The 22398-nt window shown below is 60.4% G+C and carries 23 protein-coding genes; 20 read left to right on the forward strand and 3 right to left on the reverse strand.

What is annotated here, in order from left to right:
- Positions 1-68 precede the first annotated feature (68 nt).
- The 15 genes from rpsH to bfr all read left to right on the forward strand — a co-directional run bounded on the left by rpsH (position 69) and on the right by bfr (position 9270).
- Complete coding sequence (gene rpsH / locus NR164_RS27550; protein ID WP_017848802.1) at positions 69-461, forward strand: 30S ribosomal protein S8; 393 nt, start codon at positions 69-71, stop codon at positions 459-461.
- A 12-nt stretch (positions 462-473) separates the two neighbouring features.
- Positions 474-1007 carry a 50S ribosomal protein L6 gene (gene rplF, locus NR164_RS27555; RefSeq protein WP_003176412.1) on the forward strand — a complete coding sequence of 178 codons (534 nt, stop codon included), beginning with the start codon at positions 474-476 and terminating at the stop codon, positions 1005-1007.
- Positions 1008-1017: 10 nt separating this feature from the next.
- Entirely contained in the window at positions 1018-1368 is a 351-nt protein-coding gene (gene rplR, locus NR164_RS27560; RefSeq protein WP_003186037.1) for a 50S ribosomal protein L18, read from the forward strand.
- Between the two features lie 3 nt (positions 1369-1371).
- Positions 1372-1872, forward strand: a complete 501-nt coding sequence (gene rpsE, locus NR164_RS27565) for a 30S ribosomal protein S5 (RefSeq protein ID WP_003186035.1) — start codon at positions 1372-1374, stop codon at positions 1870-1872.
- A 2-nt stretch (positions 1873-1874) separates the two neighbouring features.
- Positions 1875-2051, forward strand: a complete 177-nt coding sequence (gene rpmD, locus NR164_RS27570) for a 50S ribosomal protein L30 (RefSeq protein ID WP_003176408.1) — start codon at positions 1875-1877, stop codon at positions 2049-2051.
- A 3-nt stretch (positions 2052-2054) separates the two neighbouring features.
- Positions 2055-2492, forward strand: a complete 438-nt coding sequence (rplO, locus tag NR164_RS27575; RefSeq protein WP_003176407.1) for a 50S ribosomal protein L15 — start codon at positions 2055-2057, stop codon at positions 2490-2492.
- Positions 2493-3821 carry a preprotein translocase subunit SecY gene (gene secY / locus NR164_RS27580; RefSeq protein WP_003176406.1) on the forward strand — a complete coding sequence of 443 codons (1329 nt, stop codon included), beginning with the start codon at positions 2493-2495 and terminating at the stop codon, positions 3819-3821.
- 27 nt (positions 3822-3848) lie between these two features.
- Positions 3849-3965 carry a 50S ribosomal protein L36 gene (gene rpmJ, locus NR164_RS27585; protein WP_002555468.1) on the forward strand — a complete coding sequence of 39 codons (117 nt, stop codon included), beginning with the start codon at positions 3849-3851 and terminating at the stop codon, positions 3963-3965.
- Between the two features lie 129 nt (positions 3966-4094).
- Positions 4095-4451: a 30S ribosomal protein S13 gene (gene rpsM / locus NR164_RS27590; RefSeq protein ID WP_017848803.1), complete on the forward strand. Its 357-nt coding sequence runs from the start codon at positions 4095-4097 to the stop codon at positions 4449-4451.
- Positions 4452-4481: 30 nt separating this feature from the next.
- Positions 4482-4871 (forward strand): 30S ribosomal protein S11, encoded by a 390-nt coding sequence (gene rpsK / locus NR164_RS27595; RefSeq protein WP_002555466.1) that lies wholly within the window; start codon positions 4482-4484, stop codon positions 4869-4871.
- Between the two features lie 18 nt (positions 4872-4889).
- Positions 4890-5510 carry a 30S ribosomal protein S4 gene (gene rpsD, locus NR164_RS27600; RefSeq protein ID WP_003176404.1) on the forward strand — a complete coding sequence of 207 codons (621 nt, stop codon included), beginning with the start codon at positions 4890-4892 and terminating at the stop codon, positions 5508-5510.
- A gap of 22 nt (positions 5511-5532) precedes the next feature.
- Positions 5533-6534: a DNA-directed RNA polymerase subunit alpha gene (gene rpoA / locus NR164_RS27605; protein ID WP_003176403.1), complete on the forward strand. Its 1002-nt coding sequence runs from the start codon at positions 5533-5535 to the stop codon at positions 6532-6534.
- A gap of 41 nt (positions 6535-6575) precedes the next feature.
- Positions 6576-6962, forward strand: a complete 387-nt coding sequence (gene rplQ / locus NR164_RS27610; protein ID WP_003176402.1) for a 50S ribosomal protein L17 — start codon at positions 6576-6578, stop codon at positions 6960-6962.
- A gap of 239 nt (positions 6963-7201) precedes the next feature.
- Positions 7202-8650 (forward strand): catalase, encoded by a 1449-nt coding sequence (locus NR164_RS27615; RefSeq protein ID WP_017848804.1) that lies wholly within the window; start codon positions 7202-7204, stop codon positions 8648-8650.
- Positions 8651-8805: 155 nt separating this feature from the next.
- On the forward strand, positions 8806-9270 hold the full coding sequence (bfr, locus tag NR164_RS27620) for a bacterioferritin (RefSeq protein WP_017848805.1): 465 nt from the start codon (positions 8806-8808) through the stop codon (positions 9268-9270).
- Between the two features lie 66 nt (positions 9271-9336).
- Here bfr and uvrA read toward each other — a convergent pair whose 3' ends face one another.
- On the reverse strand, positions 9337-12171 hold the full coding sequence (gene uvrA, locus NR164_RS27625; RefSeq protein WP_017849544.1) for an excinuclease ABC subunit UvrA: 2835 nt from the start codon (positions 12169-12171) through the stop codon (positions 9337-9339).
- A gap of 178 nt (positions 12172-12349) precedes the next feature.
- Here uvrA and NR164_RS27630 point away from each other — a divergent pair, with 178 nt between their 5' ends.
- The 3 genes from NR164_RS27630 to tam all read left to right on the forward strand — a co-directional run bounded on the left by NR164_RS27630 (position 12350) and on the right by tam (position 15205).
- A complete protein-coding gene (locus tag NR164_RS27630; protein ID WP_017849543.1) occupies positions 12350-13744 on the forward strand; it encodes an MFS transporter in 1395 nt (464 codons plus the stop codon).
- Between the two features lie 9 nt (positions 13745-13753).
- Entirely contained in the window at positions 13754-14269 is a 516-nt protein-coding gene (locus NR164_RS27635) for a single-stranded DNA-binding protein (protein WP_017849542.1), read from the forward strand.
- 174 nt (positions 14270-14443) lie between these two features.
- Complete coding sequence (gene tam, locus NR164_RS27640) at positions 14444-15205, forward strand: trans-aconitate 2-methyltransferase (protein WP_046381880.1); 762 nt, start codon at positions 14444-14446, stop codon at positions 15203-15205.
- A gap of 21 nt (positions 15206-15226) precedes the next feature.
- On the opposite strand, the gene NR164_RS27645 is transcribed toward tam, so the two are convergent.
- Positions 15227-15790, reverse strand: a complete 564-nt coding sequence (locus NR164_RS27645) for a cysteine hydrolase family protein (protein ID WP_079444807.1) — start codon at positions 15788-15790, stop codon at positions 15227-15229.
- 97 nt (positions 15791-15887) lie between these two features.
- Here NR164_RS27645 and NR164_RS27650 point away from each other — a divergent pair, with 97 nt between their 5' ends.
- A complete protein-coding gene (locus tag NR164_RS27650; protein ID WP_256823517.1) occupies positions 15888-16859 on the forward strand; it encodes a GlxA family transcriptional regulator in 972 nt (323 codons plus the stop codon).
- Between the two features lie 164 nt (positions 16860-17023).
- On the opposite strand, the gene NR164_RS27655 is transcribed toward NR164_RS27650, so the two are convergent.
- Positions 17024-21271 carry a DEAD/DEAH box helicase gene (locus NR164_RS27655; protein ID WP_256823518.1) on the reverse strand — a complete coding sequence of 1416 codons (4248 nt, stop codon included), beginning with the start codon at positions 21269-21271 and terminating at the stop codon, positions 17024-17026.
- Positions 21272-21437: 166 nt separating this feature from the next.
- Between NR164_RS27655 and NR164_RS27660 the strand changes: the two genes are divergently transcribed.
- The gene (locus tag NR164_RS27660; RefSeq protein ID WP_026140363.1) at positions 21438-22322 is read left to right on the forward strand and encodes a sugar nucleotide-binding protein; all 885 of its coding nucleotides are present in this window, start codon (positions 21438-21440) and stop codon (positions 22320-22322) included.
- The last annotated feature ends 76 nt before the right edge of the window (positions 22323-22398 follow it).

Raw genomic sequence — 22398 nt, forward strand, 5'->3', positions numbered from 1 at the left:
TGCCCGGAGATACTCAGCGACATATGTAGCCGCAAGGCTAATTTTTTTGTATTAGGAGCGTCTAGCCCATGAGTATGCAGGACCCGTTAGCGGACATGCTAACTCGTATCCGTAATGCCCAGATGGCTGAAAAGTCCGTCGTAAGCATGCCATCTTCCACGTTGAAGGTAGCTGTTGCCAAAGTCCTGAAAGACGAAGGCTACATTGCGGGTTATCAGATCAGCAGCGAAATCAAACCACTGCTGTCCATCGAGCTGAAGTACTTCGAAGGCCGTCCGGTCATCGAGGAAGTGAAGCGCGTTAGCCGTCCAGGCCTGCGTCAGTACAAGTCCGTTGAAGATCTGCCGAAAGTTCGTGGCGGTCTTGGCGTGTCTATCGTCTCCACCAACAAAGGTGTGATGACGGATCGTGCTGCGCGCGCTGCCGGTGTCGGCGGCGAAGTTCTTTGCACTGTGTTCTAAGGGGGGATAAGCATGTCTCGCGTCGCTAAGAACCCCGTTAAGCTGCCAGCCGGTGTCGAAGTAAAATTCGCAGGCCAACAGCTTTCGGTGAAGGGTGCCAAGGGTACTCTTGAACTGAACATCCATTCGTCCGTTGAGATCGTTGAAGAAGCTGGTGAGCTGCGTTTCGCTGCTCGCAATGGCGATCAACAAACTCGCGCAATGGCCGGTACCACGCGTGCGTTGGTAAACAACATGGTCCAAGGCGTAAGCCAAGGCTTCGAGCGTAAGCTCCAGCTGGTCGGTGTTGGTTACAAAGCGCAAGCAAAAGGCACGGTTTTGAACCTGGCCCTTGGCTTCTCGCACCCAGTGGATTACGAACTGCCGGAAGGCATCACCGCTGAGACCCCTAGCCAAACCGATATCCTGATCAAGGGCATCGATAAGCAGCTGGTAGGTCAGGTGGCCGCTGAGATCCGCGACTTCCGTCCACCAGAGCCGTACAAAGGCAAAGGTGTGCGCTACGCGGACGAAGTCGTCCGTCGTAAAGAAGCCAAGAAGAAGTAGGGCATAGCAAATGACCGACAAAAAAGTTACTCGACTGCGTCGCGCTCGCAAAGCACGCCTGAAAATGCACGAACTCGAAGTCGTGCGTCTCTGCGTGTTCCGCTCGTCGCAGCACATCTACGCCCAGGTCATCTCGGCCGACGGCAACAAAGTCCTGGCAAGCGCCTCGACTTTGGATAAAGAACTGCGTGATGGTGCCACCGGCAACATCGACGCGGCCACTAAGGTTGGCCAGCTGGTCGCTACGCGTGCTAAAGCCGCTGGCGTCTCGCAGGTGGCTTTCGACCGCTCTGGCTTCAAGTATCACGGTCGCGTCAAGGCGCTGGCTGATGCTGCTCGTGAAGCTGGGCTGGAGTTCTAAGTTATGTCAAATAACGACCAAAAGCGCGACGAAGGCTACATTGAGAAGCTGGTTCAAGTTAACCGCGTAGCCAAAACCGTTAAAGGCGGCCGTATCTTCACTTTCACCGCGTTGACCGTGGTAGGTGATGGTAAAGGGCGCGTTGGCTTCGGCCGTGGCAAGTCACGTGAAGTGCCTGCTGCGATCCAGAAGGCAATGGAAGCTGCTCGTCGCAACATGATCCAAGTTGATCTGAACGGCACCACTCTGCAGTACGCAATGAAGTCCGCCCATGGCGCTTCGAAGGTGTACATGCAGCCTGCTTCTGAAGGTACCGGTATCATCGCTGGCGGCGCTATGCGTGCTGTCCTCGAAGTTGCTGGCGTTCAGAACGTTCTGGCCAAGTGCTACGGCTCGACTAACCCAGTAAACGTGGTTCACGCCACTTTCAAGGGTTTGAAAGCAATGCAGTCTCCTGAATCCATTGCCGCCAAGCGTGGCAAAAGCGTCAAGGAGATCTTCTGATCATGGCTACCGTTAAAGTAACGCTGATCAAAAGCATGACCGGCCGCATCCCTAACCACAAATTGTGCGTTAAGGGTTTGGGTCTGCGTCGCATCGGTCACACTGTAGAAGTCCAGGATACTCCCGAGAATCGCGGGATGATCAACAAGGCTTACTACATGCTGCGTGTCGAGGGTTAATCGATGAAACTCAATGATCTGAGTCCAGCGCCGGGTTCCCGTCGCGAAAAGCATCGTCCGGGCCGTGGTATCGGTAGCGGTTTGGGTAAGACTGGTGGCCGTGGCCACAAAGGTCAAACCTCCCGCTCCGGTGGCACCATTGCTCCAGGCTTTGAAGGCGGTCAACAGCCGCTGCATCGTCGCCTGCCTAAGTTCGGTTTCGTATCCCTGAAAGCCATGGACCGCGCAGAAGTGCGTCTGTCCGAGCTGGCTAAAGTGGAAGGCGACATCGTTACTGTGCAGACCCTGAAAGATGCCAACGTGATCAACGTCAACGTACAGCGTGTGAAAATCATGCTGTCCGGTGAAGTGACTCGCGCTGTCACTATCGGCAAGGGAATCGGCGCCACCAAAGGTGCGCGTTCGGCTATCGAAGCAGCTGGCGGCAAGTTCGAGGAATAAATGGCTAAGCAAGGTGCTCTCTCAGCGCTCGGCAAAGGCGGTATGTCTGAACTTTGGGCTCGTCTGCGTTTTCTGTTCCTGGCGATTATCGTCTACCGAATAGGCGCACACATCCCGGTTCCAGGTATCAACCCGGACCGACTCGCAGACCTGTTTCGACAGAATGAGGGGACCATTCTTAGCTTGTTCAACATGTTTTCCGGCGGCGCGCTGGAACGGATGAGCATCTTTGCACTGGGGATCATGCCGTACATTTCGGCATCGATCATCATGCAACTGATGACCGCCGTCAGCCCGCAGCTGGAGCAGTTGAAGAAGGAAGGTGAAGCTGGCCGTCGCAAGATTAGCCAGTACACCCGCTACGGCACTGTCATCCTCGCCCTGGTTCAAGCTATCGGCATGTCCGTTGGCCTGGCGGGGCAGGGTGTTGCGTTCACTGGTGACTTTGGCTTCCATTTCGTCGCGGTATCCACGTTTGTGGCTGGTGCGATGTTCATGATGTGGCTGGGTGAGCAGATTACTGAGCGTGGTGTTGGTAACGGTATCTCGATGTTGATTTTCGCAGGTATCGTCGCCGGTCTTCCGAGAGCGATCGGGCAGTCTTTCGAGTCTGCACGTCAGGGTGATATCAACATTTTCGCCCTGGTTGCCATCGGTTTGCTGGCAGTAGCGATTATCGGTTTTGTGGTGTTCATTGAGCGTGGCCAGCGTCGTATTGCTGTTCACTACGCCAAGCGTCAGCAGGGCCGCAAGGTCTTTGCCGCGCAGACCAGCCACTTGCCGCTGAAAGTGAATATGGCCGGTGTTATTCCGGCGATTTTCGCGAGCAGCATCTTGCTGTTTCCGGCTTCGTTGGGTACCTGGTTTGGTCAGTCTGAAAACATGGGCTGGCTGCAGGACCTCTCTCAGTCGATCGCTCCTGGTCAGCCGTTGAATATTCTGCTGTTTAGTGCAGGGATTATTTTCTTCTGCTTCTTCTATACGGCGTTGATGTTCAATCCGAAAGACGTAGCGGAAAACCTGAAGAAGTCCGGTGCCTTTATTCCGGGCATCCGTCCAGGTGAGCAGTCTGCACGCTACATTGATGGCGTTCTGACTCGTTTGACCCTGTTCGGTGCTCTATATATGACGGCCGTGTGCTTGTTGCCCCAGTTCCTGGTGGTTGCAGCAAACGTTCCGTTCTACCTTGGCGGGACCTCGTTGCTGATCGTGGTCGTGGTTGTGATGGACTTCATGTCCCAAGTACAATCGCACCTCGTTTCGCACCAGTACGAATCCCTGATGAAGAAAGCCAACCTGAAGGGTTACGGCAGCGGCATGTTGCGCTGAGTACCCATAAGGTTCGAGGAGTTGGTGATGAAAGTTCGTGCATCGGTGAAAAAGCTGTGCCGTAACTGCAAGATTATTCGCCGCGAAGGTGTTGTTCGAGTAATTTGCAGCGCGGAACCGCGTCACAAACAGCGCCAAGGCTGAGTGTGATCCGCTTGAAGCCCGGCAGCTAGTGCGCTGCCGGGTTGATTATTTGTTATTACAGCGATATTATCTCGCGCCCTATTTCTTGGCTTCCGGGGCGTAGGTAGCTGTCAATTGGAGTCCCACTGAATGGCCCGTATTGCAGGCGTTAACATTCCAGATAACAAGCACACTGTTATCTCGCTGACCTACATCTATGGTGTTGGTCGCACTACTGCGCAGAAAATTTGCGCGGTCGCTGGGGTAAACCCAGCCGCTAAGATCAAGGATCTGAGCGACGAGCAGGTTGAATTGCTGCGTGGCGAAGTGGCGAAGTTCACCACTGAAGGTGACCTGCGTCGCGAAATCAACATGAAAATCAAGCGTTTGATGGACCTCGGTTGCTATCGCGGTCTGCGTCATCGTCGTGGTCTTCCAGTACGCGGTCAGCGTACCAAGACTAACGCGCGTACCCGTAAAGGTCCGCGTAAGCCGATCCGCAAGTAATCGCCCCCGCGAATCGACAGGAAAATTATCATGGCAAAACCTGCTGCTCGTCCTCGTAAAAAAGTTAAAAAGACAGTGGTTGATGGCATCGCCCACATCCATGCTTCTTTTAACAACACCATCGTGACCATCACCGACCGTCAAGGTAACGCGCTTTCTTGGGCTACCTCCGGTGGTTCGGGTTTCCGCGGTTCCCGCAAGTCCACCCCGTTTGCTGCTCAAGTAGCTGCTGAACGTGCTGGTCAAGCTGCGCTGGAATACGGCCTGAAAAACCTCGACGTTAACGTCAAAGGTCCAGGTCCAGGTCGTGAGTCCGCTGTCCGTGCTTTGAACGGCTGTGGCTATAAGATCGCCAGCATCACCGACGTGACGCCAATCCCGCACAACGGGTGCCGTCCGCCGAAGAAGCGCCGCGTGTAATCCAGGAGATTGTAAAGAATGGCTCGTTACATTGGTCCAAAATGCAAACTCGCTCGTCGCGAAGGCACCGATCTCTTCCTGAAGAGCGGCGTGCGCGCGATCGAATCGAAGTGCAACATTGAAGCAGCACCTGGTATCCACGGCCAACGCCGCGGTCGCCAGTCCGATTACGGCACCCAACTGCGTGAAAAGCAGAAGGTCCGTCGTATCTACGGCGTTCTCGAGCGTCAGTTCAGCGGCTACTACAAAGAAGCTGCTGGCAAGAAAGGTGCAACCGGTGAAAACCTGCTGCAACTGCTCGAATGCCGTCTGGACAACGTTGTATACCGTATGGGCTTTGGTTCTACTCGTGCCGAATCCCGTCAGCTGGTATCGCACAAGTCGATCAGCGTTAACGGCCAGACCGTAAACGTTCCGTCCTACCAGGTTCGTGCTGGTGATGTGGTCGCTGTTCGCGAGAAAGCAAAAAACCAACTTCGCATTGTCCAAGCTCTCGATCTGTGTGCCCAACGTGGCCGCGTAGAATGGGTAGAAGTAGACACTGAGAAGAAGTCGGGCGTTTTCAAGAACGTTCCAGCTCGCAGTGATCTGTCCGCCGACATCAACGAAAGCCTGATTGTCGAGCTCTACTCCAAGTAAGGGCTAGAAAATAGGTGCATCCATGCAGATTTCGGTAAATGAGTTCCTGACACCCCGCCACATTGATGTGCAGGTTGTCAGTCCAACCCGCGCCAAAATCACACTCGAGCCTCTCGAGCGTGGTTTTGGCCACACCCTGGGCAACGCGCTGCGCCGCATCCTGTTGTCCTCAATGCCCGGCTGTGCAGTAGTCGAGGCCGAGATTGACGGTGTGCTCCACGAGTACAGCGCCATCGAAGGTGTACAGGAAGACGTAATTGAAATCCTGTTGAACCTTAAAGGTCTGGCTATCAAGCTGCACGGCCGTGACGAAGTTACGCTGACCTTGTCGAAGAAGGGTTCGGGGGTGGTTACCGCTGCCGATATTCAGCTGGATCATGATGTCGAGATCGTTAACCCCGATCACGTAATCGCTAACCTGGCGTCTAACGGCGCCCTGAACATGAAGCTCACTGTAGCTCGTGGTCGTGGTTATGAACCGGCCGACTCGCGTCAGAGCGATGAAGACGAAAGCCGCAGCATTGGTCGCTTGCAGCTTGACTCTTCGTTCAGCCCGGTTCGCCGCATCGCATACGTGGTGGAAAACGCCCGTGTCGAGCAGCGTACTAACCTGGACAAGCTGGTTATTGATCTGGAAACCAACGGTACTCTGGACCCTGAAGAGGCTATCCGTCGCGCTGCAACCATTCTGCAACAGCAGTTGGCTGCGTTCGTCGACCTCAAAGGCGACAGCGAACCAGTGGTAATCGAGCAGGAAGACGAGATCGATCCGATCCTGCTTCGCCCGGTTGACGATCTGGAACTGACTGTACGTTCGGCTAACTGCCTTAAGGCGGAAAACATTTACTACATCGGCGACCTGATTCAGCGTACCGAAGTAGAACTGTTGAAGACTCCGAACCTGGGCAAGAAATCCTTGACTGAAATCAAGGACGTTCTGGCCTCCCGCGGTCTGTCCCTCGGCATGCGCCTCGACAACTGGCCGCCTGCAAGTCTTAAGAAGGACGACAAGGCGACTGCCTGATCGTCGTAATCACCGAACGTGAGTTTGGTAAGGAATGAACCATGCGTCATCGTAAAAGTGGACGTCACCTGAGCCGTACCAGCTCGCACCGTAAGGCCATGTTCCAAAACATGGCGGTGTCGCTGTTCGAGCACGAGCTGATCAAAACTACACTGCCGAAAGCTAAAGAACTGCGTCGCGTTGCTGAGCCGCTGATCACTTTGGCTAAGACAGACAGCCTGGCTAACCGCCGTCTGGCCTTCGACCGTACTCGTTCGAAAGCTATCGTTGGTAAGCTCTTCAACGACCTGGGCAAGCGTTACGCTACCCGTGAGGGTGGCTACCTGCGCATCCTCAAGTGCGGTTTCCGCGCTGGCGACAACGCGCCTATGGCGTATGTCGAGTTGGTTGATCGTGCTACTGCCGGCGAAGCTGTAAGCGCCGAGTAAGACGACAGTCTGTAACGAAGAACCGGGCCTAGCGCCCGGTTTTTTGTGCGCGTAAGAAAAGCGCCATGGATACAAGCGTGCATCGATCTGGCCGCGGCATTATGGGCGTCGGGTGTATTGGTAGTAATTTTCTATTGATGTCCACAATTTAATGAATTTGTAGACGTCATGTTGATGATCAATACTCACTGCAAGCCGATTAGCCGGCAGTTCCAAGTCCGACCTGAGGAAGATTGAACATGAGCCAGAACAAAATTCTTACCACCGCCAGCGGCGCTCCCGTGGCGGACAACCAGAACTCCCGTTCCGCCGGCCCGCGTGGCCCGTTGTTGCTCGATGATTTTCACCTGATCGAGAAGCTCGCTCACTTCAACCGCGAAAACATCCCTGAGCGTCGCGTACACGCCAAAGGTTCGGGTGCTTACGGCACGTTCACCGTCACCCGGGACATTACTCAGTACACCAGCGCCAAGCTGTTCGAGGCCGTTGGTAAACAAACGCCGACCTTTCTGCGTTTCTCCACGGTTGGTGGCGAACGTGGTTCGGCGGATACCGAGCGCGACCCTCGTGGCTTTGCCTTGAAGTTCTACACCGAAGAAGGCAACTGGGACATCGTCGGTAACAACACCCCGGTGTTCTTCATCCGCGACCCACTCAAGTTCCCTGATTTCATCCACACTCAAAAACGCCTGCCGCAAAGCAATCTGAAAAGCGCGCAGATGATGTGGGATTTCTGGTCGCACTCCCCGGAGGCGCTGCACCAGGTCACCATCCTGTTTTCGGACCGTGGTATCCCTGACGGTTACCGCCACATGCACGGCTTCGGTAGCCACACCTACAGCTTGATCAACGCCAAGGGCGAGCGGCACTGGGTGAAGTGGCACTACAAGACCAAGCAAGGCATCAAGAACCTGGCACCGGCCGAGGCGGCACGTTTGGCCGGTACCGACCCTGATTACGCACAGCGCGATCTGTTTGGTGCGATCGAGCGCGGGGATTTCCCGAAATGGCGCGTTTGCATTCAGATCATGACCGAGGCCCAGGCCAACGCACATTACGAGAACCCCTTTGACGTGACCAAAACCTGGTCGCAGAAGGAGTTCCCGCTGATCGAAGTCGGTGAACTGGAGCTCAACCGTAATCCGCAGAACTACTTCGCCGAAGTGGAACAAGCGGCGTTCGGCCCGAGCAACATGGTCCCGGGTGTTGGCCTGTCGCCGGACCGCATGCTGCAAGGTCGCGTCTTCGCTTACGCAGATGCCCACCGCTACCGTATCGGCACCAACCACCAGCAATTGCCGGTGAATGCCCCACGTAGCCCGGTCAACAGCTACCAGCGTGATGGCTCGATGGCCTTCGGCAGCAACGGCGGTGGGGCGCCCAACTATGAGCCAAACAGCTACGCCGACGCGCCGAAACAAGCGCCACAGTACGCCGAGCCCGCATTGGCCCTGAGCGGTGCCGCGGATCGTTACGATCACCGCGAAGACACCGACTATTACAGCCACGCCGGTGCGCTGTTCCGCCTGATGAACGATGAGCAGAAAGCCTTGCTCACCGGCAACATCGCCGGCGCCATGGCGGGGGTTTCCAGTGATGTGGTCCAGCGGCAGTTGCAGCACTTCTTCAAAGCCGATCCGGCTTATGGAGAAGCAATCGCAAAGGCGCTGGGTGTATCGATTAACTGACTCTAAACGATAAGCAGAACCGCCCTCATTTGGGCGGTTTTTGCGTTAAATCAGCTGTTTTTCTCAGGAAATCTTCACTTTTCAGCCGTTGGCTCCGTGACCTATGGGTCAGCATGGTTCAAACTAAAGACTTTCAAGCAGGGAGATGTAGGGCGATGCAAGGTCACCCCGACGTAATCGATTACCTCAACACGTTGCTGACGGGCGAACTCGCGGCTCGTGACCAATATTTCATCCATTCGCGTATGTACGAAGACTGGGGCTTTACCGAGCTCTACGAGCGTATCAACCACGAGATGGAAGAAGAGACCCAGCACGCCGACGCACTGATGCGCCGTATCCTGATGCTCGAAGGCACGCCACGCATGCGTCCCGACGACTTGGACGTAGGCACAACGGTGCCTGAGATGCTCGCCGCTGACCTGCGCCTCGAGAACAAGGTCCGTGCCGCGCTGTGCAAGGGCATCGAGCTGTGCGAGCAGCACAACGACTATGTCACCCGTGAAATTCTGCGCGTGCAGTTGGCCGATACCGAAGAAGATCACACCTACTGGCTGGAAAAGCAGTTGGGCCTGATCAAGCTGGTCGGCCTGGAGAATTACCTGCAATCGCAGTTCTGATTCCCGGCTGTAAAAAAGCCCCTGTCACCGTTGAAGTGACAGGGGCTTTTTATTGGGCCGGATAAATCAGGCCCGGTCGCGCGCGAGCAACGGTTTCAAGTAGTAACCCGTGTGCGATTGCGGCATCTCGGAGACCTGCTCCGGCGTACCTACCGCGATGATCTGACCGCCCTTGGAACCGCCTTCCGGCCCGAGGTCGACCAGCCAGTCGGCGGTCTTGATCACATCCAGGTTGTGCTCGATCACCACCACGGTGTTGCCGTGGTCGCGCAGGCGGTGCAACACATCCAGCAATTGCTGAATGTCCGCGAAGTGCAGGCCCGTGGTCGGCTCATCGAGGATATACAGGGTTTTACCGGTATCGCGCTTGGACAGCTCACGGGACAGCTTGACCCGTTGCGCTTCACCACCGGACAGCGTGGTCGCCGATTGCCCCAGCTTGATGTACGACAAGCCCACATCCATCAGCGTCTGCAGCTTGCGCGCCAACGCCGGAACCGCGTCGAAGAACACCCGCGCTTCCTCGATGGTCATCTCCAGGGTTTCGTGGATGTTCTTGCCCTTGTATTTGATCTCAAGGGTTTCGCGGTTGTAGCGCTTGCTCTTGCACACATCGCACGGCACGTAGATGTCCGGCAGGAAGTGCATCTCTACCTTGATCAAGCCATCGCCCTGGCACGCTTCGCAGCGCCCGCCCTTGACGTTGAACGAGAACCGGCCTGGCCCGTAGCCCCGCGAGCGGGATTCCGGCACGCCGGCGAACAACTCGCGAATGGGCGTGAACAGCCCGGTATAGGTCGCCGGGTTGGAGCGGGGGGTACGGCCAATCGGGCTCTGGTCGATATCGACCACTTTGTCGAGGAGCTCCAGGCCCTTGATGCTGTCATGTGCAGCCGCTTCCAGCGTGGTCGCGCCGTTCAGGGCGGTGGCGCTCAACGGGAACAGCGTGTTGTTGATCAGCGTCGACTTGCCCGAGCCGGAAACACCCGTCACGCAGGTCAGCAGACCCAGCGGAATTTCCAGGTCGACATTGCGCAGGTTGTTGCCGCGCGCGCCCTTGAGGTGCAACGCCATCTTCTTGTTGCGTGGCGTGCGCTTGGACGGCACTTCAATCCTCACGCGCCCGGACAGGTACTTGCCGGTCAGCGAGTCTGGATGAGCCATCACTTCGGCAGGCGTGCCTTGGGCGACGATATGCCCACCATGCACGCCAGCGCCCGGGCCGATATCGACCACATAATCGGCCAGGCGAATCGCGTCTTCGTCGTGCTCGACCACGATCACCGTGTTGCCGATGTCCCGCAGGTGTTTCAGCGTGCCCAGGAGGCGATCGTTGTCGCGCTGGTGCAAGCCAATCGACGGCTCATCAAGGATATACAACACGCCCACCAGGCCGGCGCCGATCTGGCTGGCCAGGCGGATGCGCTGGGCTTCACCGCCCGACAAGGTATCGGCGCTGCGGTCCAGCGACAGGTAATCCAGGCCGACGTTGACCAGGAACTGCAGGCGCTCGCGAATCTCCTTGAGGATCTTGTCGGCAATCTCCCCACGGCGTCCGGTCAGCTTGAGTACGCCGAAATATTCACAGGCGTCGCCGATCGGCAGGTTGGTCACCGCCGGCAGGGTCTTCTCGCCAACCCATACGTGCCGCGCCTCACGGCGCAGGCGGGTGCCACGGCAATCCGGGCAGGGCTGGGTGCTGAGGAACTTGGCCAGTTCTTCCCGCACGCTCGCCGACTCGGTCTCGCGGTAGCGGCGTTCGAGGTTGGGTACGATGCCTTCGAACGGATGCGAGCGTTTGACGATATCGCCACGGTCGTTGAGGTATTTGAAGTCGACGTTCTGCGAACCGCTGCCGTTGAGAATGACCTTTTGCTGATCCGCCGGCAGTTGGTTGAACGGTACTTCCAGGCTGAACTTATAGTGCGAGGCCAACGAGCCGAGCATCTGGAAGTAATAGACGTTACGCCTGTCCCAGCCGCGTATCGCGCCTTCCGCCAGCGTCAGCTCGCCATTGACCAGGCGCTTGATGTCGAAAAACTGCTTCACGCCCAGGCCATCGCAGGTCGGGCAGGCGCCGGCCGGGTTGTTGAAGGAAAACAGCTTGGGTTCCAGCTCGCTGATGGCGTGGCCACAGATCGGGCAGGCAAAGCGTGCGGAGAAGATGATCTCTTCGCCCGGTTCGTCGTCCATCGGCGCGACCAGGGCGATACCGTCCGCCAGCTTCAGGGCTGTCTCGAAGGATTCCGCCAGGCGCTGCTGCAAGTCGGCGCGTACTTTGAAGCGGTCGACCACGACATCGATCGAGTGCTTCTTCTGCTTGTCGAGCTTCGGCGCTTCGTCCAGCTCGTACAGCTTGCCGTTGATCCGCGCACGCACGAAACCTTGCGCGCGCAGTTCTTCAAACACTGAAAGGTGTTCACCCTTGCGCTCGCGAATCACCGGCGCCAGCAGCATCAGCTTGGCGCCTTCCGGCTGGGCCAGCACCAGGTCGACCATCTGGCTGACGGTCTGGGCTTCCAGCGGGATGTCGTGGTCCGGGCAGCGCGGGATACCGACGCGCGCATACAGCAGGCGCAGGTAGTCGTAGATCTCGGTGATGGTGCCCACGGTGGAGCGCGGGTTGTGGGAAGTCGACTTCTGCTCGATGGAAATTGCCGGCGACAGGCCTTCGATGGTGTCGACGTCGGGCTTTTCCATCATCGACAGAAACTGGCGGGCATAGGCCGACAGCGACTCGACATAGCGCCGCTGGCCTTCGGCGTACAGCGTGTCGAACGCCAGCGACGATTTGCCGGACCCGGACAAACCGGTGATGACGATCAGTTTGTCCCGGGGCAGGGTCAGGTCGATGTTCTTCAGGTTGTGGGTTCTAGCCCCACGAATCAGGATCTTGTCCAAGATGGCCTCGCACGGCGGGCGTAAATAATGCCGGAGTATACGGCTAAAGACTGGATGAATATACACTGTCAAGGTGCCAGGTGCAGCCTTACATGAAACCTGCGCGGCAAACCGCCGCATATACCCTCTCAATCGATGGGACTGGTAGAATCGCCGCCGGTTCACACGAGGTTTTTCCATGCACGATCCCCACAGCGAACGCATGAGTAGCGGCGAGACCCGAGCAGCAAGCGGTCTGGCCCTGGTGTTCGCCTTCCGTATGCTTGGCATGTTCATGGTGTTGCCGGTGCTGGCGACCTACGGGATGGATCTCGCAGGCGCGACCCCCGCCCTGATCGGCCTGGCCATTGGCGCTTACGGCCTGACCCAGGCGATTTTCCAGATTCCGTTCGGGATCATTTCCGACCGCATCGGCCGCCGCCCGGTGATCTACCTCGGGTTGATCGTGTTTGCCCTCGGCAGCGTACTCGCGGCCCAGTCCGATTCGATCTGGGGCGTGATCGCCGGGCGTGTCCTACAGGGCGCTGGCGCGATTTCCGCAGCGGTCATGGCCTTGCTGTCGGACCTGACCCGCGAACAACACCGCACCAAGGCCATGGCCATGATCGGCATGACCATCGGCCTGTCGTTCGCCGTCGCGATGGTGGTCGGCCCGTTGCTGACCCGCGCCTTCGGTTTGCACGGGCTGTTCCTGGCCACCGGTGGCATGGCGTTGTTCGGTATCGTGATCGTGGCCTTCATGGTGCCGCGTTCCACCGGCACTCTGCAGCACCGTGAATCCGGCGTCGCGCGCCAGGCGCTGCTGCCGACCCTCAAGCACCCGGACCTGCTGCGCCTGGATTTGGGTATCTTCGTGTTGCACGCGATGCTGATGAGCAGCTTCGTGGCCTTGCCCCTGGCCCTGGTGGAAAAAGCCGGGCTGCCCAAGGAGCAGCACTGGTGGGTCTATCTGACCGCGCTGCTGATTTCATTCTTCGCCATGATCCCATTCATCATCTATGGCGAGAAGAAACGCAAAATGAAACGAGTTTTACTCGGCGCCGTCGTGACGCTGATGCTCACTGAGCTATTCTTCTGGCAGTTCGGCGACAGCCTGCGGGCGCTGGTAATCGGTACGGTGGTGTTCTTCACCGCGTTCAACCTGCTGGAGGCTTCGCTGCCTTCGCTGATCAGTAAAGTTTCACCGGCCGGCGGCAAGGGCACGGCGATGGGGGTGTATTCCACCAGCCAGTTCCTGGGCTCTGCACTGGGCGGCATCATGGGTGGCTGGATGTTCCAGCACGGCGGTTTGTCGGTTGTGTTCCTCGGATGCGCAGGTCTGGCTGCCCTCTGGCTAGCCTTTGCTGTTACCATGCGCGAACCTCCCTATGTGACGAGTCTGCGCTTGCCGTTATCGCCTGAAGCGATACGCGAAGCTGGCTTGGCCGAGCGCCTTAAGGCCGTTACAGGGGTTACCGATGCTGTGGTTATTGCTGAAGAAGCCGCCATCTACATCAAATTGGACACCGAATTATTGGATCGCGCGACGCTCGAGCAACTGGTCAACCCAGTGCCGACAGCGCGCCCAGCTTAGGAGAACGTTATGGCCCGTGGGGTTAACAAAGTCATATTGGTCGGTACATGCGGCCAGGATCCCGAAGTTCGCTACTTGCCTAACGGTAACGCCGTGACCAACCTGAGTCTGGCGACCAGCGAACAGTGGACCGACAAGCAGACCGGCCAGAAGGTCGAGAAAACCGAATGGCACCGTGTGTCGATGTTCGGCAAAGTGGCAGAGATCGCCGGTGAATACCTGCGCAAAGGTTCGCAGGTCTACATCGAAGGCAAACTGCAGACCCGCGAGTGGGAAAAAGACGGCATCAAGCGTTACACCACTGAAATCGTGGTCGACATGCAAGGCACCATGCAACTGCTCGGCGGCCGTCCACAGGGCGACCAACAGGGCCAGGGCGGCATGTCCAACTCGGCACCGCGTCCACAGCAGTCGCGTCCGCAGCCAAGCCAGCAGCCACAGCGTGAGTCGCGTCCAGCGCCACAACAGGCTGCTCCGCAACCGGCTGCAGATTTCGACAGCTTTGATGACGATATTCCGTTCTAGGTCCAAGACCCAAAACGAGCAATACACAAGAACCCCCGCTGGCGTAGGCCGCGGGGTTTTTTTATGTCCGTTGATCAGGCCTCCGTCGAAGCTCACATTGCCAGCCCCGACATTTGTTCCCACGGCTCACAACATTTAGGCTGTGATCAACCTTTAAACACAAGGAGCGCCGCGATGACCTGGTCCGCCAAGCAATACACGCTGTTCGAACAACAGCGCACACGCCCCGTCCGTGATCTGGTCGCGGCCATTCCCAATACCGCGGTGCAAACCGCCGTCGACCTGGGCTGCGGCCCCGGTAATTCCACGCAAGTGTTGGCCGAGCGTTTTCCGCAGGCTCGCGTCACCGGCATGGACAGCTCCGACGACATGCTGGCCGACGCCCGCAAGCGCCTGCCGACGCTGAACTTCGAACGGGCGGATATCGGCGCCTGGAGCCCGGCGCAACCGTTCGATGTGATCCTGGCGAATGCTTCCCTGCAATGGCTGCCGGACCACGCCACGCTTTACCCGCACCTGGTCAGCCAGTTGACCTCCGGCGGAACCCTGGCGGTGCAAACCCCGGACAACCTCGACGAGCCCGCCCATCGGCTGGCGCGTGAAGTCGCCGCCGATGGCCCATGGTCCGCCAGGATCGGCGCGGTCAAACACAATGAACGGCACACGGCGAGCTATTACTACGAACTGCTGAGCAAACACTGCAGCGCTGTCGATGTGTGGCGCACCACCTACCTGCACCCGCTGGCGGATCACGCGGCTGTGGTGGAGTGGTTCAAGGCCTCGGCATTGCGGCCGTTCCTCGCACCGTTGAGTGACGACGAAAAAGCCGCCTTCCTACAGGACTATCAGGCGCGAATTACCCAGGCTTATCCGGCCCTGGCTGATGGCACCGTGCTGCTGCCTTTCCCGCGCCTGTTCATCATCGCAACCCGCTAGCCCCACGCCCGCACGTGGCGGTCAGGCCGCCGCCGCTTGCGCCTGCAAGTATTCCTGCGTCGACACCACGCTCGCATACCCAAATGCCAGCGATGCCATATACGCCCCATGCACCTGCGCCGCCGGAATCACTTGCCCGTTGAACTCCTGATCCCGCGTGGCGCAGGCGTCATGGAGCACGGTGACCTTGTAACCGAGGTCCGCCGCCGCCCGTACCACGGCGTCGATGCACATATGGCTCATGCTGCCGACCACCACCAGGTCCGTGATGCTGCGTTGTTCCAGCGCCGTGCGCAGTTGGGTTTCGCGAAACGCATTCACGAAATGTTTAAGCACCACCGGCTCACTGCCTTCGTTCAGCACCTTGGGGTGCAGATGCGCGCCTTCGGAGCCTGGGGTGAAGAACGGTGCATCTTCCGAGGTGAACTCATGGCGCACATGAATCACCGCATCGCCCGCCTGGCGAAATGCCTGCAGCGCCTGCGCGGCCTTGTCTGCCGCGGCTTCCACGCCGTCGAGTGGCCACTTGCCGTGGGGGAAGTAGTCATTCTGGATATCGATTAGGATGAGCGCTTGCTTGGCCATGTGTGTTGCCTCGTGATGGGTTGATGGGCGCCAGTATCGTAGCTGGCGCACCGACCGGGGATTGGCTGCACCGACAATAGCAGGGGGAAAACTGACAATGGCCGTGGAACGCTCGATCATCGAGTTGGGTGTGTTGATCTATCAGGGCGCGCAACTGGCGGCGGTGCATGGCCTGACCGATCTGTTCGGGGTGGCCAACCGGATCGCCGCCGCGCACCAATCCGCGCAATTGCCGCTGCTGCGGGTCAGCCATTGGCAGGTGGCGGCAGATGGTACGCCCGCGCGCGTATTCGCCAGCCATCCCGGCCCCGGCCAACCGCTGATGGCCGTGCTGGTGCCACCGTCGATTGGCGAATTCACCGAGCAACAGACGCCACCCGCGTTGTTGCAATGGCTACGCCAACAACACGCGGCGGGCACCGTGCTCGGTGGCGTGTGCATCGGCTCGATCATGCTGGCGCGCAGTGGTTTGCTGGACGGGCGCAGCGCCACCACCCATTGGTCTTCTGCCAGTACGTTCGCAGAGCGTTACCCTGCGGTGCGTCTGGAAGCGGATAAACCGATCGTCGATGACGGCGACCTGATCACCACCGCCGGGCTGATGGCGTGGTCCGAACTGGGCCTGCGCCTGGTCGACCGCCTCATGGGGCCGAGCGTTGCGGCGGACACGGCGCGCTTTCTGGTGATCGAACACAGCGACAGCGCCAGCCAGTGCGGCAGCAACTTTGCGCCGATTCTCTGGCATGGCGACGGCGCGATCCTGAAAGTGCAGCACTGGTTGCAAGCCAGTGGCGCGGTGGATGTCTCGGTGGCGGCGATGGCGCAGGAGGCCGGCCTCGAAGAACGCACGTTCCTGCGGCGCTTTCGCGGCGCGACGGGTTTGAAACCCACCGAATACTGCCAGCACCTGCGAGTGGGCAAAGCCCGGCAAATGCTCGAGTTCACCAACGGCACCATCGACCATATCGCCTGGACCGTGGGCTATCAGGACCCCAGCGCGTTTCGCGCCACCTTCAAGAAAATCACCGGCCTGGCGCCCAGCGAGTACCGCAGCCGGTTTGGTGTGTGAAGAATGTTTCGTCGTCACCGCCCTCGCTCGCCTCGTCAGCTTCCTATAGGCCTGATGATGTTCTGGCCTCATCGGGGGCAAGCCCCCTCCCACACGTTGATCTGTGAACACAATCAAATGTGGGAGGGGGCTTGCCCCCGATGAGGCCTTCAAAGTCACCCGGCTCAATGCCTGATCAACTTCTCCAACACCGCCCGCTGATCCCCCTCCACCAACAGTTGCTGTTTGCCGCCGACCATCACCGCCGCCGGCAACCCATCGCGATACACAATCCGATTACCACTCACCGCCGGCACTTTGCTGCCCGGCAATAGCGTGCCCACCAGGTTCAGCGGATCAGCCCCGCACACCGCGATCAGGCTTCCATCATGGGCCCGCCGCCGCACCTCACGCAGCAGCGGGATCGCTTCCGGCAAGGCGAACTGTTCGCCCGCCAACCCGCTGACGAACCGCCCGCCGCGAATCTCCCCGCGTGCCTCCAGGCGGTGAAAGGTGCGCAACAGTTCGCGCCAGCTTGGCAGCCAATCCGCCTCGCGCTCCAGCAGTCGCCAGAACACCACGCCGTAGCGGCGCAGCAAGGTCATCGCCACATGCTCCAGGGTTTCGGCCGAGTGCGGGCCGGCGGCGGTCGACGGGCGCCGGATCAGCGCCCAGCGCCCGGCATCGTCCATGCCGCCGACAAATGCACCGCGCCCGCGCCGGCTGCTGCGCGCCTGGCGTTTACTCGCGGGCGTGGTCAGTGCACGCAGCCCGGCGAAACTGTCGGCGTTCACCAGGCCGGCACCGACCAGCTCCTGCAGCGCCGTTTCCAGCTCGCTGCGCAGCAGATGGGCTTCGTGGGCCAGCTCATCGAAAAACAACGCGCCGTGTTCGCGCAGGGTCTGGTGGACTTTCTGCGCCTTGGGCGACAACGTCGTGCTGTCGGTCTGTTCGGTCAACCCGCTCCACAACGGCACCTGGCTGCGCGGCAGCAGCACCACGGGCGTGCTGCGCAGGGCGGTGGCGCCGGGCTTGTTGCTCAGGCGTGTCCACACCAGCTTGCCGCTGCGGCACAGGTCGTCGAGCCAGGTTGATGTGTAATCCTTGAGCCGCGCGCTGAGCAAGTCACTGTCCCAGGCCGAGGTGGCCGCCGCGTAGCCTTCGAACTGGGCGACGATCTGCGGCAACATCGCGCTGCCCTGGCCACGCGTACCGTCGGACAGGTGCTGCCAATCGAACAGAAAGCGCATGAAGTCCTGCAACGCCACCGGCTCGATTTCCCGGCGCAGGCGCTTGACCGTGTAGCGATGAATCCGCGCCAGCAGGTGCCGTTCGCACCATTGTTCCTCGCGGGCGCCGGGGCTGAAACGCCCGCGCAACACATAGCCTTCCTGCTCCAGGCGGGCCAGGGCCTGGGCGATGTCGGTCACCGGCAGCCCAAGGGGCGCGGCGATTTCGATCAGGCTCAGCGGGCCGAACCCCCCGAGGCGCGCGCGCAGCACTTCCACCAGCGCGTCATCGAAGGTCCAGGGCTCATCGAAGCCGGGCAACAGCGGCAAGTCGTTGGGGTAAATCGCCCGCAAGCAACTCAGGCGTTCCACCGCCACCCACTGGCCTTGGGGCAGATGACAGGCGCGTCCGCCCTTGGCCAGCGTTTGCAACCACTGCTGCCATTGCGGCGTAACCTCGCTGTCGACGATGCACGCCAGGCTCATCAACGCTTCATGCATTTCATCCAGGCCATGGGGCGCCGGCCAGGCCTCTTCGCGCACGCCGGCGATGGCGTCGGCGTCCAGCGCGCCAAGGTCGTCGGTGCTCTGCGGGTCGCTCCAGCGCCGGTTGAGCACGGCCTGGGTGCGGCGTTCTTCCAGCGGCGCGTCGTCGAGAAAGGTGTAGGGCCGCGCGCTGAGAATTTCCGCGGCCATGGGCGAGGGCGCCGGCAGGTCGCGGCTGATCAGGCGTACCTCGCCGCGCTCGATGCGCCGCAACAGGGCCAGCCAGGCGTCGCTGTCCATCGCTTCGTGCAGGCAGTCATCCAGGGTTTGTTCGACCAGCGGGTGGTCGGGTACTTCGCGCTCGCCGGCGAGGTTTTCCAGGCACGCGATCTGGTCGGGAAACACGCTGGCGATCAGGTCTTCGCTTTTCATCCGCTGGATCTGCGGCGCCACCTTGCGCCCGCCGGTAAAACGCGGCAACGCCAGGGCCACCCCGGCGTTCCAGCGCCAGCGCACGCCGAACAACGGTGCGTCGAGCACGGCCTGGATCAGCAGGTGCTCGGCGGTCTGGCTGTTGAGATAACACCACACCTCATCCAGCGCGAAACTGTGGCTGGTGGACAGCGACAGCACGATCGCATTCTCGCTGGCCGCCGCTTGCAGTTCGAAGTTGAAGGTGCGGCAGAAGCGCTTGCGCAGCGCCAGGCCCCAGGCGCGGTTGATGCGGCTGCCGAACGGCGTGTGGATGATCAGTTGGGTGCCGCCGGACTCGTCGAAAAACCGCTCCATGATCAGCGTGTCCTGGGACGGCAACGCGCTGAGCGCCAGGCGCGCGCGGGCCAGGTAATCCACGATCTGTTCGGCGCTGGCGCGGTTCAGGCCCAGGGTGTCGGTGAGCCAGGCGAGGGTGGGCTGCAGATCGCCGGGCGTGGCGCCGAGCAGTTCGTCCAACTGGCCCTGCAAACGCGCGACCGCCGCCGACAATTCGCGGCTGCGCCCCGGCGCTTCGCCGAGCCAGAACGGGATGGTCGGCGGCTGGCCATGGGCGTCCTCGACCCGCACCTTGCCGGCTTCGACCCGCAAGATCCGGTAGGACGTATTACCGAGCTGGAAGACATCCCCGGCGATGCTTTCCACCGCGAAGTCTTCGTTGACGCTGCCGATGTTCAGGCCCTGAGGCTCGAGCAACACGCTGTAGTCGGCGTTGTCGGGGATGGTGCCGCCGCTGGTCACGGCGGTCAGCCTGGCGCCCCGACGGCCGCGCAGGGTGCCGGTCACGGCGTCGCGGTGCAGGTAGGCGCTGCGGATGCCCTGGCGGCCGTTGTAGCCGTCGCAGAGCATCTGCACCAGCGCCTGGTAATGGCGTTCATCCAGCTCGGCATAGGGCGCGGCGCGGTGGATAAGTTCGAGCAGCGCCTGTTCCGGCCATTCCCGCGCGCTGACTTCGGCGACGATTTGCTGGGCCAGCACGTCCAGCGGCGCGACCGGGATGTGCAAGGTGTCCAGCTCGCCCCGGCGCACGCAGTCGAGCAGGGCGGCGCATTCGATCAGATCATCGCGGGTGGTAGCGAACAGGCGCCCCTTGGGCGTGCCGCCGACCTGGTGCCCGGAGCGACCGACTCTTTGCAGAAACCCATTGATGGAACCGGGCGAGCCGATCTGGCACACCAGGTCGACCTCGCCGATATCGATCCCCAGTTCCAGGGATGCGGTGGCGATCAGCACTTGCAGCGCGCCAGCCTTGAGCCGTTGTTCGGCGTCCAGGCGCAACTCCTTGGCCAGGCTGCCGTGGTGCGCGGCCACGGCGGACTTGCCCAGGCGCTCGCTCAAATGCCGCGCCAGGCGTTCGGCCAGGCGCCGGGTGTTGACGAAAATCAGCGTGGTGCGGTGTTCGCGGGCGAGGGCGGCGAGGCGGTCGTAGACCAATTCCCACACGTCGTTGGCCATTACCGCTGACAGCGGCACCGGCGGCACTTCGATATCCAGGTCACGCGGGCGCGCATGGCCGATGTCGACGATCGCGCACGGACGTGCCGTGCCCACCAGAAAACGCGACACCGCCTCGATGGGTTTTTGCGTGGCCGACAGACCGATGCGTATCAACGGCTCGGCGCACAAGCCTTGCAGGCGTTCGAGGCTCAGGGCCAGGTGACTGCCGCGTTTGCTCGCCGCGATCGCATGGATCTCGTCGACGATCACCGTGCGCGTGCTGGCGAGCATCTGCCGGCCGGAGTCCGAGCCCAGCAGCACGTAGAGCGATTCCGGCGTGGTCACCAGAATATGCGGCGCACGCTTGCGCATCAGCACGCGGTCTTTTTGCGGCGTGTCGCCGGTACGCACGGCGGTGCGGATCGCCAGCGGTGGCAGGCCCAGTTGCTGTAAATGCGCGGTGATCCCGGTCAGCGGGGTTTGCAGGTTGATCTGGATGTCGTTGGACAGCGCCTTGAGCGGCGACACATACACCACCTGGGTTTCATCCGGCAGTTGCCCGCCGTTGGCCAGGCCTTGATGAACCAGGTCATCGAGCACCGCGAGGAAGGCCGTCAGCGTCTTGCCGGAGCCGGTGGGTGCGGCGATCAGCGTCGAGCGGCGCTGGCGGATCAGCGGCCACGCCTGGGCCTGGGCGTGGGTCACCGAGGGGAAGGTGCTGCGGAACCAGGCGCTGACGGCGGGGTGAAAGCCGTTCAAGACCGTATCGGTTGTTTCAGGAAGGTTCATGATCCCTATATGCAACCGCCAGGGCCAAGTTGCAAGCCCGCACTTTGTCCGTGACGGTTGCGCTACAAACCCGCAAAATGCAACGATTCTGGCAAATACCCACGGCAAGGCTCAAACGCCTGTCGATACTAGCCATCGTTCCAAACAGACCGGGCCAGCTCAATCTATGCGAATGCGCCTTATGTTGTTGGGCGGCGGGAATGCCCTCGGGCAGGCGCTGATTCGCCTCGGTGCAGAGGAAGACATCGGTTTCCTCGCCCCCAAACCGCCCCAAGACGGCTGGGATGCCGCGAGCCTTACCCAATTGCTCGACGACACCCGTCCCGATGCGTTGATCAACCTCGCCTACTATTTCGATTGGTTCCAGGCCGAAACGGTCAGCGAAAGCCGTCTGGCCGCCCAGGAGTCGGCGATCGAACGCCTGGCCGAACTGTGTCAGCACCACAGCATCACCTTGCTGCAACCGTCCAGCTACCGCGTGTTCGATGGCTCCCGCGCCACTGCCTACAGCGAAAAGGACGAGCCAGTGCCCCTGGGCCTGCGCGGCCAGGCGTTGTGGCGTATCGAACAGAGCGTGCGCGCCACCTGCCCGCAGCATGTGTTGCTGCGCTTTGGCTGGCTGCTGGATGACAGTGTCGACGGCACCCTCGGGCGTTTCCTGGCGCGGGCCGAGCAGACTGAAGAACTGCTGATGGCGGACGACCGTCGCGGCAACCCGACGCCGGTGGACGATGCGGCGCGGGTGATCATCTCCGTACTCAAGCAACTCGACTGCGCGGCGCCGCTGTGGGGCACTTATCACTACGCCGGTCACGAGGCGACCACGCCGTTGGCGCTGGGCCAGGCGATCCTCACCGAAGCGCGCAGTTTCCGTGCGCTGGTGATCGAAGCCCCCACCGCCCAGGCCCATGCGGCTCGGCCGGATGCCGGTGAAGAACCACAACACGCGGTGCTGGCCTGCAAGAAAATTCTGCATACCTTCGGCATCAAGCCGCGGGCGTGGCGAGCGGGGTTGCCAGCGTTGCTGGATCGGTTCTACCGCCGTAGCTGAAACACCCCAAAGCAAAATGTGGGAGGGGGCTTGCCCCGGTACAGACCGGAGACATCCTTTACGTTTGAAACCGGAG

The organism is Pseudomonas sp. Pse79 (assembly GCF_024519615.1).
GTDB lineage: Bacteria > Pseudomonadota > Gammaproteobacteria > Pseudomonadales > Pseudomonadaceae > Aquipseudomonas > Aquipseudomonas veronii.